At 50.2% G+C, this 17,006-nt stretch carries 17 protein-coding genes and 1 pseudogene; 4 read left to right on the top strand and 14 right to left on the bottom strand.

Features of this window, described 5'->3' with window-relative positions; all coding sequences use genetic code 11:
* Positions 1 to 104: 104 nt before the first annotated feature.
* From RTK01_RS05455 to RTK01_RS05440, 4 genes and pseudogenes are all read right to left on the bottom strand, one after another.
* A pseudogene (locus RTK01_RS05455) lies at positions 105 to 1,301 on the bottom strand (IS256 family transposase); the annotation flags it as partial.
* Positions 1,302 to 1,562: 261 nt separating this feature from the next.
* Complete coding sequence (locus RTK01_RS05450; protein WP_312279996.1) at positions 1,563 to 1,790, bottom strand: hypothetical protein; 228 nt, start codon at positions 1,788 to 1,790, stop codon at positions 1,563 to 1,565.
* Positions 1,791 to 1,824: 34 nt separating this feature from the next.
* Positions 1,825 to 2,937: a M56 family metallopeptidase gene (locus RTK01_RS05445; protein ID WP_312279995.1), complete on the bottom strand. Its 1,113-nt coding sequence runs from the start codon at positions 2,935 to 2,937 to the stop codon at positions 1,825 to 1,827.
* Entirely contained in the window at positions 2,934 to 3,332 is a 399-nt protein-coding gene (locus RTK01_RS05440; protein ID WP_312279994.1) for a BlaI/MecI/CopY family transcriptional regulator, read from the bottom strand. Before RTK01_RS05440 ends, RTK01_RS05445 begins: the two co-directional genes overlap by 4 nt.
* Positions 3,333 to 3,625: 293 nt before the next feature.
* Between RTK01_RS05440 and RTK01_RS05435 the strand changes: the two genes are divergently transcribed.
* Both RTK01_RS05435 and RTK01_RS05430 read left to right on the top strand, forming a co-directional pair.
* Positions 3,626 to 4,237 carry a hypothetical protein gene (locus RTK01_RS05435; protein WP_312279993.1) on the top strand — a complete coding sequence of 204 codons (612 nt, stop codon included), beginning with the start codon at positions 3,626 to 3,628 and terminating at the stop codon, positions 4,235 to 4,237.
* A 37-nt stretch (positions 4,238 to 4,274) separates the two neighbouring features.
* Entirely contained in the window at positions 4,275 to 4,775 is a 501-nt protein-coding gene (locus RTK01_RS05430) for a hypothetical protein (RefSeq protein ID WP_312279992.1), read from the top strand.
* 791 nt (positions 4,776 to 5,566) lie between these two features.
* On the opposite strand, the gene RTK01_RS05425 is transcribed toward RTK01_RS05430, so the two are convergent.
* From RTK01_RS05425 to RTK01_RS05410, 4 genes are all read right to left on the bottom strand, one after another.
* Entirely contained in the window at positions 5,567 to 5,836 is a 270-nt protein-coding gene (locus RTK01_RS05425) for a type II toxin-antitoxin system RelE/ParE family toxin (RefSeq protein WP_312279991.1), read from the bottom strand.
* On the bottom strand, positions 5,833 to 6,054 hold the full coding sequence (relB, locus tag RTK01_RS05420; RefSeq protein ID WP_312279990.1) for a type II toxin-antitoxin system RelB family antitoxin: 222 nt from the start codon (positions 6,052 to 6,054) through the stop codon (positions 5,833 to 5,835). Before relB ends, RTK01_RS05425 begins: the two co-directional genes overlap by 4 nt.
* Before the next feature lie 278 nt (positions 6,055 to 6,332).
* Complete coding sequence (gene feoB, locus RTK01_RS05415) at positions 6,333 to 8,477, bottom strand: ferrous iron transport protein B (protein WP_312279989.1); 2,145 nt, start codon at positions 8,475 to 8,477, stop codon at positions 6,333 to 6,335.
* A gap of 15 nt (positions 8,478 to 8,492) precedes the next feature.
* Complete coding sequence (locus tag RTK01_RS05410; RefSeq protein ID WP_294853216.1) at positions 8,493 to 8,729, bottom strand: FeoA family protein; 237 nt, start codon at positions 8,727 to 8,729, stop codon at positions 8,493 to 8,495.
* A 111-nt stretch (positions 8,730 to 8,840) separates the two neighbouring features.
* Between RTK01_RS05410 and RTK01_RS05405 the strand changes: the two genes are divergently transcribed.
* Positions 8,841 to 9,266, top strand: a complete 426-nt coding sequence (locus RTK01_RS05405) for an iron dependent repressor, metal binding and dimerization domain protein (protein ID WP_312279988.1) — start codon at positions 8,841 to 8,843, stop codon at positions 9,264 to 9,266.
* Positions 9,267 to 9,269: 3 nt separating this feature from the next.
* On the opposite strand, the gene RTK01_RS16830 is transcribed toward RTK01_RS05405, so the two are convergent.
* The 3 genes from RTK01_RS16830 to RTK01_RS05395 all read right to left on the bottom strand — a co-directional run bounded on the left by RTK01_RS16830 (position 9,270) and on the right by RTK01_RS05395 (position 12,819).
* Positions 9,270 to 9,401 carry a hypothetical protein gene (locus RTK01_RS16830; RefSeq protein WP_397352375.1) on the bottom strand — a complete coding sequence of 44 codons (132 nt, stop codon included), beginning with the start codon at positions 9,399 to 9,401 and terminating at the stop codon, positions 9,270 to 9,272.
* Positions 9,402 to 9,482: 81 nt separating this feature from the next.
* Positions 9,483 to 11,702 carry an S-layer homology domain-containing protein gene (locus RTK01_RS05400; protein WP_312279987.1) on the bottom strand — a complete coding sequence of 740 codons (2,220 nt, stop codon included), beginning with the start codon at positions 11,700 to 11,702 and terminating at the stop codon, positions 9,483 to 9,485.
* A 190-nt stretch (positions 11,703 to 11,892) separates the two neighbouring features.
* Positions 11,893 to 12,819 carry a LysR family transcriptional regulator gene (locus RTK01_RS05395; protein WP_312279986.1) on the bottom strand — a complete coding sequence of 309 codons (927 nt, stop codon included), beginning with the start codon at positions 12,817 to 12,819 and terminating at the stop codon, positions 11,893 to 11,895.
* Positions 12,820 to 12,931: 112 nt separating this feature from the next.
* Here RTK01_RS05395 and RTK01_RS05390 point away from each other — a divergent pair, with 112 nt between their 5' ends.
* Positions 12,932 to 13,810 (top strand): DMT family transporter, encoded by an 879-nt coding sequence (locus RTK01_RS05390; RefSeq protein WP_312279985.1) that lies wholly within the window; start codon positions 12,932 to 12,934, stop codon positions 13,808 to 13,810.
* Between the two features lie 94 nt (positions 13,811 to 13,904).
* Here the strand turns inward: RTK01_RS05390 and sigK are convergent, their stop codons facing one another.
* The 3 genes from sigK to RTK01_RS05375 form a co-directional block, all read right to left on the bottom strand.
* Positions 13,905 to 14,597, bottom strand: coding sequence for an RNA polymerase sporulation sigma factor SigK (gene sigK, locus RTK01_RS05385; protein ID WP_312279984.1), 693 nt, complete (start codon positions 14,595 to 14,597; stop codon positions 13,905 to 13,907).
* Positions 14,598 to 14,975: 378 nt separating this feature from the next.
* Positions 14,976 to 16,013 (bottom strand): BMP family protein, encoded by a 1,038-nt coding sequence (locus tag RTK01_RS05380; protein WP_312279983.1) that lies wholly within the window; start codon positions 16,011 to 16,013, stop codon positions 14,976 to 14,978.
* Between the two features lie 72 nt (positions 16,014 to 16,085).
* Positions 16,086 to 17,006, bottom strand: a complete 921-nt coding sequence (locus tag RTK01_RS05375; protein WP_312279982.1) for an ABC transporter permease — start codon at positions 17,004 to 17,006, stop codon at positions 16,086 to 16,088.

Here is a 17,006-nt window from a genome sequence, read left to right as displayed (position 1 = left end):
CATTTTCTCCTCCTACCGGTTTGCTGATAGTCCAACTTTTCGTCCGCACCCCCTAGCGTCAAGGATTATGCGCAAATTAGTTTGCAGTCTGAAATGAAATGAAGTCAACCGGCCAAAGAGGTGTCGTCCATGGTTGCCTCCAAGTGCTTCATGTTCATGTACTTCTTGTTTCCCCACTGGGTACCGGCAACATGCCGCAGCCGCGCACAGACTAGCATAAGGGCAGAGTTTCCGTCCGGAAAGGCTCCCACCACGCGGGTGCGGCGGCGGATCTCCCGGTTAAGCCGCTCAATGGCGTTATTGGTGCGGATACGCGTCCAATGCTCAAAGGGAAACGCCATGTAGGCGAGCGTCTCCTCCACGCTGTCCTCAACCTTTTTGGCGGCCTCCTTCAGCTTTAAGTCCTTCAGCGCAACAACCACATCTCTGGCCTTTGCCAGTGCCGCAGCCTTGCTCTCCTGGGCATGGATGGCTTTGAGCATTTTGGCTACCAGCTTCGCTTTGGAGCGAGGAACAACAGAGAAAATATTGCGGTAGAAGTGGACGGTGCAGCGCTGGTATTTGGCGTCGGGGTAGACTTCACCCACTGCCTCCAGCATACCAAGACACTTGTCTCCCACAATGAGCTTGACTCCCTCAAGTCCCCGTCCCTTGAGCCATTGAAAGAAGCTGACCCAGCTGGCCTTGTCCTCCTTCATGCCTTCTGCGGCGCCTAAAACCTCACGGTACCCGTCCTCATTCGCCGCAATCGCTACCAAGATGGCCACATTCTCGTACTCTCCACCCCAGTTTCGGCGCAGATAGATGCCATCTACGTAAACATACGGGTATTTGCCGCCCTGCAAGGGACGGTTCCGCCAGTCCTCAATGTGGACGTATGCTTTCTTGTTCAGCTCACTGATGGTCGAGGGAGATACCTTGCTGCCCCAGAGTGCCTCCGTGATGTCCTCTACCCGCCGAACAGAAACGCCGGCGAGGTACATCTCAATTAGTGCTTCCTCTACGCTGCTCTCGCGGCGGCGGTAGCGTTCAATGATAGCCGTTTCAAAGGTTACGCCTTTCAGACGAGGCACATTCAACGTCACATCTCCGGAACTAGTGGTAAGATTGCGCTGGTAATGGCCGCTCCGGTATGCCTGCCGCTCCTCGCTGCGTTCGTAGCGCGCGGCCTGCGTCAGCTTCTGCGCCTCTGCTTCCAGCAGCTCGTTGAGCGTTCCTTCCACGCTGCCCCGAACCAATTCCTTGATTTGACTCTTGATTACTTCCTCGTTTAACTGTACAATTTTATCGGACATGGTTTGCTGTCTCCTTTCAGAATGGTGTGTCGTGACTTCATTCTATCAAAGACTGCAAACTATGTCTCTTTTTTTCCTTTTTCAATTTGCGCAACTTATTCTACCTTATCAAAAAAATCCCTAGAGCTATTGCAGCTCTAGGGAAAATGCTGGTGACCCGGCGGGGATTCGAACCCCGGACCCACTGCTTAAAAGGCAGTGGGTCTACTTATCCCAAAATCGTATGACTTCCAGGATAGTTTTCATAGCAGTTAGCTGGTTGTGGATTTATACTGGCATCCAATCAGTCAGCCATTCTGCTTTTGTGTTTGACCACAGTCGTTTTTGACGCTGACCATTGTAAAGACGGTAAACCCATTCATTTTCAACAGCGTTAATGGTTACCCCCTCCGATTGACTGGTAACATTTGCTTCAGTGGCATGGGCTGGAATAATGCTAGTGGAGACTAGAGCCGCCAATAGTACCAAGACAAGAGATTTTTTCGCTTTTCGCATGGTAAACACTCCATCGTTTCGATTTTATTTAAAATTATTTTTTATGTATGGTCAGCTCGTTGTAAGGGGGCATATCAAAATCTTTGGGCAAGACCTCTCCCCAATTTTCACCGTTGATGATCAGCGTATAAGTGCCGTCTGCATTTTCCTGCAAATATGAGGTTCCAGATGTTACTTGAATATAATCATCCGGTGGCAACGGTGAGTAGGGCTGGAGGACGAACGTATAGGACAAGACCAGCAGTCCCACAAGCGCTGGGAGAAGGACGGGCTTTAGCCAGGATGCTCTGGGCGGATAGAGAATCAGTTCGCAGCGTTTTGCAAGCTGGCCGGATGAACCCTCGTTTGCAAATGCGACGGAACAATAGGGCGTTTTTTTACGGCTTTTTACCTGTTTTAAAATGCAGAGGGTTGCTTCCGCGTATTCAATTCGTTTTTCTTCGCTTTGTGCTTCTACAACCCGGCGATCACAATTCAGCTCCAATATGTAATCGAGTTTCCTCCAAATCATATAGGTCAGCGGATTCCACCAGAAAGCTGCGCAAAAAGCAGCACATAGAATTTTCTTCCATAGATCCCCGTGCAGATAATGCTGCAGCTCGTGTTGGAGAACGAATTGGGCCTGTCCGTCACTAATGGTCACATCCGGCATCAGGATACAAGGATGAAACAAGCCAATAAGCACCGGCGAAGCGATTTCCTCAGACACTAGAATTTTGCAGCGATCACCGCCCTGTAGTTCATGCAAAATCCGGTTGTACTGCTTCGATTGGCTAAAACACAATCTGGAAATCCGTTTTTGCTGACGGATCATACTTCCAATCAGTATGGCCAGGTAGAGACTAGTCCCCGCTCCCCACACAGCAAGAATCAACTGTCCATATGTGATGCCAACGCCAGTCTGGGAAAACACTTCACCGCGAAGAATCGACACCAAAAAAGGCATAAGGACTGTATCCCGCAAAACAAGCGTATGAGGAAATTCCAAAGGAAAGAGAAGCCGCGCTGTACCGGTCAGCATGACGACAAGAAAACCGGAAATTCCAAACCGCTGAATAAACCACTTACTTTTTGTTAGAAAAGCGCCGGAGGCAAGAATAATTGTTCCCCATAGAGCGGACATCACCAGCGAGTATTCCGTGATCATTCCTGACGCTCCTTCTTTTTTTGCTGGATCATCTCTTCAATTTTTTCAATATCGTTGCCGGAAATGCTGTCACTATCAACAAGTGCACAGAAAAGTCCCGTGTAAACAGCACTTGCATCCTTAGAGCAAGCGGCGTTTTTCTGCACCTGCATAAGCGAATACTCCTCCGGCGTGACGGCAGCCGTAAAGGTGCGGCTGTAAACGCGGCCGGAGCGAGCCATACCGTCAACCTTAATGGCTCCTTTGGAAAGCATGTTGTTGATGATAATGTGGATGGAAATATCTTTCCAAGACTTTTCTGGAGAAAGCGTATTGATCTCCGCCGCCGTGAGCCCCCGTTCCGACGCCCAAAGCAACGATAAGATTTCATATTCAGTGGGAGAAAGTGTAAACATATCAGTCACCTCGTTGAATTTTATTTTATTCGTAAATAAGTGAAATGTCAATTAACGATTTTATATATTTAATATTGATGCTTGACATTATAATTAACGCGAGCTATAATTTATGCGTAACATAAATAAATAAATTTAAATATAACTGCATTTTTAAAGCGGTTGTTCTCATCGAAAAATATTACCATATGCCCCTTCTCCAAGTGTGGGCAAATAAAAATTATCGCTTATTTTTTTAGAGGTCATTGAAAGCAAAAGACACCTATGGAAAAGGCATAAGGGGGGATATGAACATGAGTAGTAGAAAAAGTTTAATTTTAGTCGTAATATTATTTCTTACTGGAATTGTAGTAGTCGGTATTAACTACGAAAAATTTGTCGATTTAAATTTCACTGCACAGATTATCAATGAAAAAAATCGTAAATTGATCGGAACGGAGGTGAGTGGTGGAACCCCCACAATTTTGCCATCCTCGGAAGATAGTAAAGGCAAAAATGAGATGGTAGACACTACATCCATCCTGAAAGACTTTAGCTTTTGTGATGATGCCATTGAACCTACTTCCGTCACTAAATTTCCCACTACTGGGGGGAAGACACCAGAAGTCATATTCACCAATGGCGCCTGTATCGTTTTTACCAAGGAAAAGGGAGAAGGCTGGGAATGCAAGCCGGGCGATACATTATCGTTTTCTTTTGAAAAATATCCGTCGAATGTTGTAGATGACCAAGCATTAATTATTGGATGTATTCAAAACAGAACATTTAAATCGGGAGAAACATTCACGGAACTGTCGGGGAGTTATTATACGGAAATACAGGAAGGTGGTGAGTATTTTATTTATGTTATAAGTGCAACTTCGGATTATCTTGCGATGAAGGAAGGTGAAATTGCTGTTTCATAAAGACCAGTAAAATTAATAGTTTTAAGGAGAATAGACTATGAAAAAAGTAACCAGACTATTTGCAATGCTGTTAACAATTTTGACTCTTAGTAGCATATGTATACCCATTGCTGCGCAGGCAACAGAAACATACGAGCAGACTACTATTACGCAATTTGGATATACTATTCTCGACAAAGATGGAAATGTTATTGAACGAGGAATCACACCGAATTTCAGAGCAAGATATTCTTGGAGTGGTATAAAAATAAAAAATGGTCAGTCCATAATTTTTGACATGAAAGGCACTGATTTTTTAATTGGTTCTGGAAGAAGGATCTTTTTCAAATTTACTCTTGATCGGTTTGCAGAGACAAAAACGAGTCTTAGCAAACGTGTAGAAGGCAAAACGTATTATGAAACAGTGGAGAGTACACGTGCCCAAGGGCAAAATCCATCATTACGTTATGATATTGCAGAAACGGGATACTATTTCATGGATATACAAAATATGTCTTCCGACCCAATTACAGTTACCTCTGCTGAACTAACATTTTAACTTAAAAGGCTAAAAAATAGTCTAATATTATCGTAAAAAGGTCCTTGCTACAACTCAGCAAGGACCTTTCTCTATATTAAGTATTGCTTCTTTTTACACGGCCTGCCCATTTGAACGGCCTAGGTACTTGCCAAATCCCACGCTTTAATGCAGCTTACAATGGGATGTGGTACTCTATATGTGTCACCTCTTAATTTCCTAGCCTGCAAAGCGTTGGTATAGCGTGATCGTGCGCTGAACACAACCACCTTGGTAAGGATGAGGTCCCCGCGCGTTCCGGCTCAACTATTATTTGCCGCTTATTGTTGCAAATTATGTTGCAATTACAATTTGGCAATTTTTCATTCGCTTATGTATCAATTATTGCAAGCTTTTGGCACGCCGGATTCTGACTCCGTCTGTGCATGTTAAGCAACAAAAAGCCTGCAAAACAACGCGCAAAAGTTCCGCTGCGTAGAGTACACCGTAGTGTACAAACAGCACTCAATCCATTGCGCTGCAATGATATGTCCTCCCCTGCTAAGGGAGTAGGCGGGTTAAACCGCGCGAGAGTTCGAATCTCTCATTCTCCGCCAATAAGTGCTTGAAAACCATTTGTTTTATGGTTTTCAAACACTTTTTATATTTTATTTATCAGGTGTTCAAAATCATTTTTTTAAAAACTACTAAAAAATACTCTGTGAAATTGAAAAAAACCAACCTATAAAGTACACGGAAAAATACATATAAAATAAAAGCCGCCCCTTTCAGGAGCGGCCCAGGCTTGAACAAGCGCAATTCTAATTAAGAAATCATCCTCTGTAAATCTCGCTTCGGTGTCCAATGCTCAACACCAATGCAATGATCTTTTCGTCCTGTATTTCTGCAAATATGCGGTAATCTCCAACTCTGTACCGCCACTGGCAGCTTCTGTTTGTGGTAAGCCCTTTCCCGTGCTGGCGCGGGTCTGCGCATTCCTTCAGGTTCTTTCTCAGCCACCCGATGATAAGGGCCGCAGTGTGCTTATCCAGCTTCTTTAATTGCTTCAATGCCTCTCCAGACAACTCAACATGAAAACTCATTGCAAACCCAGCTCCCTTTCTGATTCGTCAAGAGAATAGGTAGTTGGGTTGCCATTGTACGCTGCCATTGCTTTTTCATAAGCTTTCAGGTCGTATTCGTCCTCGATACGCTCAACCACAGACTGCCGTACAAGCTCGGAAATGGTAATACCGTTCATTTCAGCGTATCTTTTGGAAAGCATGGAATCCGATTCATTCAGCCTCAATGAAATCGTCATGCTCTCGCCTCCTCCTTTTTGCAATACGTTGTATTACGTGTGATGCTGTCTGTCGATAGTGTTCCCGTTGGTTTACCAAAATAGAGACTTATCCGAACACATATGGTTTATTTTTGTAAATGGCCTTCTCGGCTGTGTGATAAGCCGCCAGTAACGGATAAGCCAAAACCACTCGTCTTTTGTAGGGCGAGTGGTTTTCTATATCCTTTTTTTCTTATGAATTGACCTTTTCCGCAAAAACGGGAGTGTTTAATAACATTATACGTTAGCAGAACCAATTACCATATCATATGAGCCACCGTGGCAAACAAAATACAAGAGACGATGCCAACGGATGTTGGAATTGCGGCGGCCAGCGCCGTCCATTTCCAGCTTCCCGTTTCTTTCTTTATGGTCAGCAGAGCGGTGGAACAGGGCCAGTGTAAGAGAGAAAATAGCATTGTACTAATTGCTGTAATCCAGGTCCAGCCGTTTAATACAAACAATTCTTTCATTTGGGCGAGACTGTCAAGCTCCAGAATACTGCCCTGTGCCATATAAGCCATTATAATAATGGGAATGACAATTTCATTAGCGGGAAAGCCCAGAATAAAAGCAATTAGAATCACACCGTCCAGTCCCATCAATCGCGCAAAGGGATCTAAAAAAGAGGCGCAGTGATTCAGTATACTGGCGTCGCCGATTGAAATATTTGCCATAAGCCAGATAACCAGTCCCGCAGGAGCCGCGACGCAAATGGCTCGGCCCAGCACAAACAGCGTCCGATCAAAGATGGAGCGGACAATTACCTTCCCAATCTGCGGCTTACGATATGGCGGAAGCTCCAGAGTAAAGGAGGACGGAACCCCCTTGAGTAACGTTTTGGAAAGAAGCTTGGTAACCGCAAAGGTAACTCCAACCCCGAGTACGATCACCGCCGTCAGCAGTATGGCGGAAAGCAAGGAAGAAAGCACTCCTCCGGCGGTTCCCACAAAAAACATAGTGAGAATAGCGATCAGCGTGGGGAAGCGACCGTTGCAGGGGACAAAGTTGTTTGTCAGAATGGCCAGCAGCCGCTCCCGGGGGGAGTCAATGATCCGGCACCCGATAATCCCCGCAGCGTTGCATCCAAAGCCCATGCACATGCAAAGTGCTTGCTTCCCGCAGGCACAGCAGTGTTTAAAGGGCTTATCAAGGTTGTAGGCTACGCGAGGGAGATAGCCTGCATCTTCCAGCAAGGTAAACAGTGGAAAGAAAATGGCCATTGGCGGAAGCATAACGGATACGACCCAAGCCAAAACCCGGTAAACACCAAGGATAAGAATTCCATGAAGCCAATCGGGTGCATGGATGTATTGGAAAAAGTTCGTGAGCCGATCCTGCACCCAGAACAGGCCGTTTGATAGGAGCTGCGAAGGATAATTCGCACCCGTAATGGTTAACCAGAAAACCAATGCCAACAGGACTAGCATCACTGGATATCCGGTGAGCTTGCTGGTAAGAATTTTATCCAATCTACGGTCTGAGGCAGCATAATTAGTCTTTTCATATGTAATAGCATCTCGGCATACATCCTCCGCGTTTTTTACCAAAGCGGAAACGATTAAGTCCTTCAAACGATCCGTGTCAATTCCCTGCTCGTTTAGCTGCTTTTTAGCCAGAATAATCGCATCTTTTAATTCCTCATCCTGTAGAAACTCTTCTCCGAGATAAGCGTTGATTTCCTGGATAAGAGATTCATCCTGATCGAGGAGCTTTAAACTAAGCCACCTGCTGTTCAGTTTTCCACCGGATTTCCGCATCAGAATTAGTTGAATTTTGGAAATTGCGGTTTCTATGGCTTCCGGATAGCGTACAGACAGAGGCGCTGTTTGACTAGCCCCATCTGTGACGCGGTCAACCGCTCCCATTAGGTCGGACAGGCTTTTCTTTTTTCTTGCGACAGCTCCGACGACCGGCACCCCCAATCTTTTTGCAATCAGGGGCAGATCAATTTGAATATTTTTTCGCTTTGCTTCATCCATCAGATTGACACAGACGACGACGTTGGACGAAATTTCAAGCGTTTGTAAAACAAGATTGAGGTTGCGCTCCAAACAAGTGGCGTCGCAGACCACGACCACCGCGTCCGGCTCTCCAAAACAGATAAAGTTACGCGCAACCTCCTCCTCGGCGGAATGCGCCATTAAAGAATAAGTACCGGGAATATCCACCATGACGTAGGATTTCTTTTTTGTTTTGCAATAACCTTGTGCATTCGTGACGGTCTTTCCGGGCCAATTGCCGGTGTGCTGGTTCATGCCAGTCAGTCCGTTGAAGACAGTGCTTTTCCCCACATTTGGATTTCCGGCAAGAGCAACGACCTTGTCGTTTGGTGCTTGCTTTTGAATAACTAATCCGGAATCAACAGCTTTAATTCCAATGGAACTGTTTGTAAGACCCATTCCTATTCCTCCAAATTATAATGCGTGGATTAAGATATTTCGGCAATCCTCGGAACGAATTGCGATCACGGCCCCTCGGATCAAAAAAGCTGCGGGGTCACCGCCCGGACTTCTGCCCAGACATTCCACATCCGTATTTTCAATTAGCCCAATATCCAATAGGCGGCGACGCATGCTTCCTGTGGATTGCAGTGCGCTGACGGTGGCATGCTGGCCGGGCTTTATATCATTCAAACAAATTTGATTATTCATAACCGATACACCCTTCGAATAATTTAGGATAAGGAAACTTTCTATCAATATGTTATGCACGGTACCGTAAATGGTTACCGGTATTTGCGTAGCCATGAAGAGGTGCAAAAAATGATTTATTCAGACGAATTCTATACCATGAAAGGGTATGAGCTCAATGCTGACGGCGAACTAACCAGCGCCATGGAGGATTATCTGGAAATGATTTCACGCCTGACAGGGCAGAATGAATCCGTCCGGGTAAGCGATCTGTCTAAAATGCTGCATGTAAAAGCATCCTCTGTCACAAAAATGGTGCAGCAACTGGGGCAGTCTGGATTTATCCAGGCGGAAAAGTACGGAGATATTTATCTGACGGACAAAGGACGGGAGGCTGGCAATTATTTACTTTATCGCCATGAAGTAATTTCCCGTTTTCTGTGCGCATTAAATCATTCAGATAATGAATTGGAGCAGGTCGAGAAAATAGAGCATTTTCTCGACCGTACTACGGTGAAAAGTCTGGAGCTTTTGACTGCGCACCTTACAGAAAAATGAGTGTTATGCAGAAGGGGTGACGTGTACCATGCAGTGCTTTACCTCAAAGACAGAATGTTCAACGCTGTCATAAATGAAGTGCACAGCCTTATGGGGCTGTGCAAGGCTCATGCTGTGATCCAGCGCGACTTCCACATCGCATTCCACTGTTCAACAGGTATAAAATAACTGTGGGGCCAGCGCTTAAAAAGCGCTGGCCCCACACCTGCTTCTAAATTATTTAAGATTGCTGCTGATATACTCTCCGGCAACGCTGAGCACATAGTTCTGGCAGGCTGCACCAGTTTTCCAATCGAAGTTTTCTCCGTAAATACCGGTGTTGGACAAAATGCGCACACCCAGATATGGAACATGATAGGTTTGGCAAATCTGCGCGGCGGCATCGGTTTCCATTTCTTCGCAGGAGGTTCCGACCGTCTTGTTCAAATAGAGCATCCGATCAATCTGGTTGTTCCATTCGTTGGAGGTGCCAATGGTCCCTTCCACCACGGAGCCATCGGTGTAGCTGTTTTTGACAGCGTTGGCGGCTTGCAGCAGGGCAAGGTCGGCATTATGATAGACAGCCTGTGTAAAGGTAGCTGCCTCTCTGTCATAAGCATAGACGCCGTTCATTTCAAAGGCGGTGTAGTCAACACCCGCGCCCTTGGCGGAGGCAATGGTTTTCCATGCAGAGTAGTTGACGGTTCGCCTTCCCAGAACAATATCATAGGTGTGCAGGGCCGGGTCGTGCCCGCCGGAGGTACCCTGATCGATCACCGCAGAGGGATTGAAAAATTCCATGGCCAGCGCGGTGGAGGCACCCGTATTGGCAAGGCCCTGTTCCGTACGGCAGACCACTACCGGATAGCCGTTGTAGGTGCCAGCCACATAGTCCCACTGGCCCAGCTTGTAGGCGGTAGGATTACTCAGAGCGCTGATCATCGTGGTCGTCTCAATGTCCATGGCGCCTTCCAGCAGGATGGGCCTCTGTGTTTTATCATAGCTCTGGGTATTCAAAGAGGTCTTTTGGCTGTTGGCGGTCACAGAACCGGGCGCGCTGCTGAGATAGGAGGTGATATACTGTTTTGCCACATTGAGAACGTAGCTTTGGCAGGCCGCGCCGGTTTTCCAGTCAAAGTTCTCGCCATAAATTCCGGTATTAGACAGAATGCGGATGCCTAGAAACGGAATGTCATAGGTCTTGCAGATCTGGGCAACGGAATTGGTTTCCATTTCCTCGCAGGAGGAGCCGAAGGTTTCGTAAAGATACAGCATACGGTCAACTTGATTGTTCCAAGCATCGCAGGAATCAATAATACCATTTACAACACTGCCCTGGGTATACGTGCCCTTGACGGCATTGGCGGCCGCCAGCAATGTGGCATCGGCATCGTAGTAGACCTGCTGCGTAAATTTTCCGGCTGTTTTGTCATAGGCATAGACGCCCTGCATTTTAATGTCTTTGTAGTCCACACTGGCTCCCTTGGCGGATGCGCCGGATTTCCATGCGCTGCCGTCAAAGGACTGTTTGCCGATTACGATATCATAGGTGTGCAGAGCGGGGTCATGTCCGCCAGAGGTGCCCTGATTGATGACGGCGACAGGATTGAAAAACTCCATCGCCAGCGCCGTGGAGGCGGCGGCATTGGCCTGCCCCTGTTCGGTTCGGCAGACCACCACGGGGTAGCCGCAGTATGTTCCCGCAACGTAATCATACTGGCCTAGTGTGTATTCCACTGGATTGGTTAGAGCTTCGACCATTGTGGTGGTTTCAATCCCCATGGCGCCTTCCAGCAGCAGCGGGCGCTTGGCACTCGTATAGGCAGCTTCCGCTTTGCTGAAATAGTTATAGAGAATCTGAGCCAACTGGCCGCGGGTCACCGCACCGGCGGGATTCAGCTTGTCTCCGCTACCATTGATGATCCCAGAGCCCACCGCCATTTTCATATAGGGCAGCGCATAGGAGGCCACCTGATCCACATCCTTATAGGCAGACAAATCTCCGCCTTGCAAGGTTTCGCCGGTCAGCTCTGCATAAGCGCACATCACCTTGACAAGCTGCTGGCGGTTGAGCTTCGTATTTGCAGAAAACCCCGCCGACGTACCCTCTGTCAGGCCGGTGCCTTTAGACCATGCGGCAGCAGAGGCGTACCATGCGTCTGGTGCGACATCCTGAAAAGAAGTTATGCCGGAAACGGAAGGCGTTTCCTGAATATTGTAAAGCGTCTGAAACAACTGGGCACGGGTCACCGTGTTTTCGGCACGAAAAGTTCCGTCTGCGTATCCATTCATATATCCCCGTTCCCATACAAACTGAACGGCCTTCAAAAACGCGGAATTTTCTGCCACATCGCCGGGGCCGGTTTTGCTTGCGGGTTTTGCGGAAACGGCCGTGGTCATGATTGTCAGCATTGACATTGCCAGAACAAAAGACAGCATCTTTTTCGCTATTTTCATCTTTCAATAACCTCTCTTCTAGTTGTAGTGCGGATTAAAGGTATTACCTTAATCAAGATGGTATTTTACAGGACTTTTAAATAAAATGCAAATAAATAATAAATTTTCGGCGATATAAAAAAAGAAGCGCCGTTTCCGGCGCTGGTTTCCGTGCTTTTGCACCCAAAGCTTTGTTTTTTTCGGGTTTACACTATTTTTTATCAAATATGCTATCCCTGTTTTTCAAATAGGTTGTCCGGTTGCCTTTCTCACCTCCGTGCAGTTCATTGGTTGCAAATTCATAGAATCTTTTGGCGGCCGGGGAGATTTCGTTCATCGGAGTCACCGCGATGCCGATTTCAACGGTTTGGGGTGGGTTCAGTGGCAAAATTTTAATTTGGCTGGTCCATGCCCCGCGAACCAATGCATTGTTGGTGCTGATGCCCAGCCCTGCGCCCACCATGGAGCAGGTGGCGTAGCTGTCTGTGGAGGAAAAGCACTGGTGGGGTGTCAGTCCCAGTCGGGCGAACATTCGCGTGGCGTCTATGTCTTCTCCCGGATAAGTGGCGATGTAGGGTGCGGAGGCAAATTCCTCCACGGGAAACACGTCCATTTCGGCCCAGATGCTGTCCGGCGGAACCCAGACAACCATCGGGTCATTGAGAAGGGGAAGCCACTGAAAATTTCCTTCCCGGCGGCTGATGATGCAAAAGTCTGCCCGGTGCTCTGCCAGAGCGGCGGCAAGACGGGTGCTGGTTCCCTCAAGAATCTGGATTTCGATGCCGGGATGGCGCCGCCCAAAAGCTGCCACCAGGTCCGCAAGCCAGTGGTAACAGACGGGATAGGCGGTGCCCACTGTGACAGAACCGATTTCGAGGCCGCGAATCTCGGCAGTCATCTGGGCGTACCGCTGCGCAGTTCGGTCCAGCTCCTGCAAAAGAGGCAATAGGCGGAGGCAGTCCGCCGTGGGGGTCACGCCGTTTCGGCTGCGCTTCAACAGGAGAAATCCGGCTTCCTTTTCCAGTGAATCCACCATGCGGCTCATACCGGAGGGGGTGTATCCCAGTTGCTCCGCGGCGGCGGACAGACTGCCTTCTCTGATGGCGCACAAGACGGCGCCGCACTTTTCCGTATCCATGGGAGTCTCCTTATTTGCGATTTTGTCAAATAAAATGTGATATATCTTCGCTTTACGCAAGCATACTCCCGTGCTATGATTCTGTCAAGAAAAGTGGAGAGGCGGTCTCAGAATGACGAAGAGCAAGGCGGAGGTGCTGTTGGCAGGCGTAATTCTGGCGCGCAGCACGTCGTATCTGTTTACCAAGATAGGGCTGAAAACATTGGATACATTTAATCTAATGGGGGTCCGTTTTTTAGTGGGCTTTCTCTTACTTTTCCTTTTGTTTCATAAGCGGTTGTTCCATTTAAAGAAAAAAACAATTCTTGGAGGGATGGCGCTTGGGTTTTCGTTTTTTATGGTGATGACGGCTGAGTTGACCGGTCTGAAGACCACACCCACGGCCACCGTTTCGTTTTTGGAGAATACCGCCGTGGTGTTTGTACCCTTGTTCGAGGCGGCTTTGCGCCGCCGTCTGCCGGGACGGTGGACCGTGTTTGGCGCGGCAACGGCTCTGGCGGGCGTGGCGCTTCTAACCTTACGGGAGTCGCTCTCCATCGGTGCCGGAGAGTGGTTCTGCATTGCTGCCGCAATGCTTTACGCCGGCTCGATCATCCTGACGGATCGCCTCTCCCGTCAGGATGATCCGCTGACGCTGGGAATTCTGGAGGTGGGCTTTGTGAGCCTATTTGCGCTGATGGCTTCGTTTATAACTGAGACGCCCCGGCTGCCTGCTGGGGGTGTGGAATGGGGCGTGATTCTGGTGCTGGCGGTGGTTTGCACCGGATTCGGGTTTACGCTTCAACCGGTGGCGCAGCGGTATACCGGCGTGGAGCGGGCGGGCCTGTTCTGTGCGCTGAATCCTGCATCCGCTGCTGTGCTGGGCGCAGTGTTCCTCCACGAGCGGCTGGGATGGCGGGGGCTTTTGGGATGCGGGCTGGTTCTGGCATCGGTGGCGCTGTCCCGTCTGGGCGCGCCAAAGCAAGAGCTTGAGGAGGAGCCAGCTGCCTAAAGGGTGAAGAAAACACGCGGAGGCGCCGACAGCGCTTCCGCGTGTTTTTTGTGGGCAATCACAGGTGTGTTTTGTCCAATCTGTAGCGGCGCTTTTACGATTCCCGCCCCTGAAACGCCTCCCGCAGTTTGGCCAGCGCCTTTGTCTCCAAGCGTGATACGTAGCTCCGGGAGATGCCGAAAGAGGAAGCCACTTCCCGCTGAGTCAGAGGAACTGTGCCGCCCAGGCCGTACCGTAGGCGGATGATCTCCGCCTCCCGCCGAGTCAGCGTTTCAGCCACAAGGCGGCGCAAACGCTGAGCGTCGTCCCGGTCCTGGATGTCGTCCAGCATCGTGTCGTTGACGCCTACCACATCCATGAGCTGCAATGCGTTGCCCTCTTTGTCCGTGTCGATGGAGTCTGCAAGAGACACGTCGCCTTGAAGTTTTTTCTGGCTGCGGAAATACATCAGAATCTCGTTTTCTATGCATCGCGCCGCATAAGTGGCAAGCCGCGCGCCCTTGGACGCGTCAAAGGTGGAAACGCCTTTGATTAGGCCGATGGTGCCGATGGAAAGCAGGTCTTCCTGATTGCTCTGGGCACAGTAGTATTTCTTCACCACATGAGCCACCAGCCGTAAGTTCCTCTCGATCAGGGCGTCCCGCGCCTTCATGTCCCCCTCGGCCATCTGCCGAAGATATTCCCGCTCCTCCTCAGATGTCAGAGGCTTCGGAAAGGAGCCCCCTCCGTTGAGCCGCAGGGTAAAAAGAAGCGTATTGGCGAACAGCAGCAGTGCCGCAGTCAGCATAAGCCCTCCCTCTTGACGGCGCAGTTTGCGCCGCGTCTGCCGCTTTTATGAAGCGAGCGGTCCGCCGATTCAAAGGCGCACCCACAGGCGCCCTCTTCGCTATCCTATGCGGCGGCGGCAGGTTCCTATGAACGCGAATTGCCGCCGGGCGAAAGCAAAAATCCCGTCCGGCGGTGCGCTTTCCTCCTGCGATTTGGCTGGAGAGCGAAGGTCTGTCTCCCGATAAAGCGGGTGGCGATAGAACGGACTCGCGGTGGGCAGCGTGACCACCGACAGGGAAGCGGAGACTGCTTGGCCGCCCGCGCTTTCGATGGAACTGGAAAAGCGGGGCCAGACATTTGTCCGGCCCCGCTTGGGGTGTTTTTTGCTTTTTAAGGGTTAGCCGGGGAAGGTGCCTTCGGTCATCTGGGTAATGTAGTTTCTGTAAGAGTCTTGGATGTCGGTGGAAACCAACGCATCGTTGAAGGCGCCGATAGCCAGGCAGTTGTTGTCAAAAGAGCCATAGATGGTCTTGTTGCCGAAGCTGCCGGCCTCAACGTCCTGCATAGCCAGTTTCAGCATACCGGCGTTGTCGGTGACAACGGAGCCGATCAGGCAGGGGTTCTGGCCCAGAGCCACTAGGTCGGCGGGCTGGCCAATGTCGAAGATGGCAATTTCACCGCTGCCGTTGGCGGCGTCAATTGCCTGCCGGGCGCCGGAGTCCACGGCGGAAGCGTCGCCAAAGAAAACGTCGGCCTTCTGGGAGATCATACCGTTGGCAAGCTCCATGCCCTTGGCCACGTCGTTGAAGGAGCCTGCATAGGCGGAGAGAACGGTGATGTCGGGATTGATGGCCTTGGCGGCCTTCTCAAACCCGGCCAGCTTCGCCTTGGTGGTGTCGATTTCCATGCCGCCGATAAAGCCCAAAACGTTGGTCTTGCTCATCAGGCCCGCCAGCGCACCAGCCATGTAGCCAATCTGGTTGGCGTCGGGCAGGATGCTGGTGATATTGTCGGTGGGCAGAGTGGTGGCGCCGTTGAGCACGGCGAAAGCAATGTCGGGATAGTCCTTGGCAACCTGAACGGTGGCGTCTGAATACTGGTTGCCGGGCAGGAAGATCATGTCATAGCCCATGTCGCAAAAGCCTGTCATGGAGTTGGCATAGTCGGACTGGGCCACGCTGTCGGCATAGTTGGTTTCCCAGCCGAGATCGGCGGCAGCAGCCTCCATGGCATTATAGCAGGCGGCGCCCCATCCGCCGTCGGAGATGCTGGAATCGCAGATCATGGCCACCTTATAGACCTTGTCGCTGCCACCGGAAGCGGCGGCGCTGCCCGCGGAACCGCTTGCGGACGCAGGGGGGGTGGAGCCGCCGCCACAGGCCGCAAGAGACACGGTCATAGCAAGCGCAAGAGCCAGTGCAAAGAATTTCTTCATTTTCATTTTCCTCCGTAATTTAGATTTTGGGTTGGTTACTTTATCAAAAGGCGGGAGCCTGATGAATGGAACTCAGCGCTCCTCGCGCATATACGGCTTTCCGTTGGATGCGGGCCCGGATTTCTTAATGCCCAGCACCGCCAGCGCCGCCAGCGTGAAGAGATAGGGGATCATCTGGAACAGCTGATAGGGGGTGGAGGTATTGAAAATTTGCAGACGGAGCTGAAGCGCGTCGCAGAAACCGAAGAGCAGGCAGGCCATCAGCACGCCGCCCGCGCTCCACCGGCCGAAGATGACCGCGGACAGGGCGATGAAGCCGCGCCCGGCCACCACGCCGTCGGAATAGGTGTTGACATAGCAGGTGGTGAGATACGCGCCGCCGATGCCCGCCAGCGCGCCGCAGATAATGCAGGCCACGTATTTCTGGCGAATGACATTGATGCCCAGCGTTTCTGCCGCCTTGGGATACTCGCCCACGGACTTGTAGTTCAGGCCGGCCTTCGTGCGGTTGAAGAAGATGGCGGTGAAAATGACCATCAGATAGGCGAAGTAGACCATGGGAGTTTGGTCAAAGACGAGCTTGCCAAAAAAGGGGATATCCTTCAAACCGGGGATTGCCACGGTGGGCATCAGGGTTGCCTGCGCCAGCGTAGAGCTGACGCCGAAGTAAATCCGGTAGATAAAAGACGCCACCGCAGGGGCGAAGATGTTGATGGCCATGCCGTAGACAATCTGCGGGGCGCACAGGGAGATGGTGCAATAAGCGTAAATCATGTTGATCAGCACGCCGCCGCAGGCTCCCGCCACAATCCCAAGGAAGGGGCTGCCCGAGAGGAAGGAAACCATAAAGCCAGTCAGCGCGCCGAAGGACATGATGCCGTCCAGACCGATGTTGACGAGGCCCGCCCGCTCGGAGTAAAGCTCCGCGAGGGCCACCATCAGAATGGGGGTTGCCATGCGGACAGTGGAGAGAATCAGTTCACCGATATCCAT

Source organism: Oscillibacter sp., from assembly GCF_031978065.1.
GTDB lineage: Bacteria > Bacillota > Clostridia > Oscillospirales > Oscillospiraceae > Oscillibacter.
Note: the sequence above shows the minus strand (reverse complement) of the source record. Positions and strands in the feature narration are given on the sequence as shown.